Source organism: Acinetobacter sp. YH12205, assembly GCF_013418125.1.
Lineage (GTDB): Bacteria > Pseudomonadota > Gammaproteobacteria > Pseudomonadales > Moraxellaceae > Acinetobacter > Acinetobacter towneri.
In genome coordinates this window covers 1-1719 of record NZ_VPCQ01000024.1, presented here as the reverse complement: position 1 = coordinate 1719, position 1719 = coordinate 1, and the positions used below count along the sequence as shown (strand labels likewise).

The 1719-nt window shown below is 51.7% G+C and carries 1 rRNA gene; it reads left to right on the top strand.

Annotated elements, in window-relative coordinates:
- Positions 1 to 1695: ribosomal RNA gene (locus FTU92_RS13935) — 23S ribosomal RNA — on the top strand; the annotation flags it as partial.
- Between the last annotated feature and the right edge of the window lie 24 nt (positions 1696 to 1719).

Genomic DNA, 1719 nt, shown 5'->3' with positions numbered 1-1719 from the left:
TGAAGGTGGATTGAGAAGTCTGCTGGAGGTATCAGAAGTGCGAATGCTGACGTGAGTAACGACAAAACGGGTGAAAAACCCGTTCGCTGAAAGACCAAGGGTTCCAGTCCAACGTTAATCGGGGCTGGGTGAGTCGACCCCTAAGGCGAGGCCGAGAGGCGTAGTCGATGGGAAATTGGTTAATATTCCAATACTTCAGTGTAATGCGATGAGAGGACGGAGAAGGTTAAGTCAGCCTGGCGTTGGTAGTCCAGGTGAAAGGAAGTAGGCATGCATCTTAGGCAAATCCGGGGTGCTCTATGCTGAGATCTGATAGCAAGCTGTACTTGTACAGTGAAGTGGCTGATACCCTGCTTCCAGGAAAAGTCTCTAAGCTTCAGTTACACTGGAATCGTACCCGAAACCGACACAGGTGGTCAGGTCGAGTAGACCAAAGCGCTTGAGAGAACTCTGCTGAAGGAACTAGGCAAAATGGTACCGTAACTTCGGGAGAAGGTACGCTGTTGATGGTGATAGGACTCGCTCCTTGAGCTGTCGACAGCCTCAGAAACCAGGCCGCTGCAACTGTTTATTAAAAACATAGCACTCTGCAAACACGAAAGTGGACGTATAGGGTGTGATGCCTGCCCGGTGCTGGAAGGTTAATTGATGGGGTTAGCGTAAGCGAAGCTCTTGATCGAAGCCCCAGTAAACGGCGGCCGTAACTATAACGGTCCTAAGGTAGCGAAATTCCTTGTCGGGTAAGTTCCGACCTGCACGAATGGCATAATGATGGCGGCGCTGTCTCCAGCAGAGGCTCAGTGAAATCGAATTCGCCGTGAAGATGCGGTGTACCCGCGGCTAGACGGAAAGACCCCGTGAACCTTTACTGCAGCTTGACATTGAACTTTGACCTTACTTGTGTAGGATAGGTGGGAGGCTTTGAAACTTGGACGCTAGTCCGAGTGGAGCCGTCCTTGAAATACCACCCTGGTAATGTTGAGGTTCTAACTCTGTCCCGTTATCCGGGACGAGGACCATGTCTGGTGGGTAGTTTGACTGGGGCGGTCTCCTCCTAAAGAGTAACGGAGGAGTACGAAGGTGCGCTCAGCGTGGTCGGAAATCACGCGTAGAGTATAAAGGCAAAAGCGCGCTTAACTGCGAGACCCACAAGTCGAGCAGGTACGAAAGTAGGTCTTAGTGATCCGGTGGTTCTGTATGGAAGGGCCATCGCTCAACGGATAAAAGGTACTCTGGGGATAACAGGCTGATACCGCCCAAGAGTTCATATCGACGGCGGTGTTTGGCACCTCGATGTCGGCTCATCTCATCCTGGGGCTGAAGCAGGTCCCAAGGGTATGGCTGTTCGCCATTTAAAGAGGTACGCGAGCTGGGTTTAGAACGTCGTGAGACAGTTCGGTCCCTATCTACCGTGGGCGCTGGAAATTTGAGAGGATCTGCTCCTAGTACGAGAGGACCAGAGTGGACGAACCTCTGGTGTACCGGTTGTGACGCCAGTCGCATCGCCGGGTAGCTATGTTCGGAAGGGATAACCGCTGAAAGCATCTAAGCGGGAAGCCTACCTCAAGATAAGATTTCCCCGAGGCTTTATGCCTCCTAAAGAGCCGTTGAAGACTACGACGTTGATAGGTTGGATGTGGAAGCATAGCGATATGTGAAGCTGACCAATACTAATTGCTCGTGAGGCTTGACTATACAACACCCAAACAGTTGGGGTTG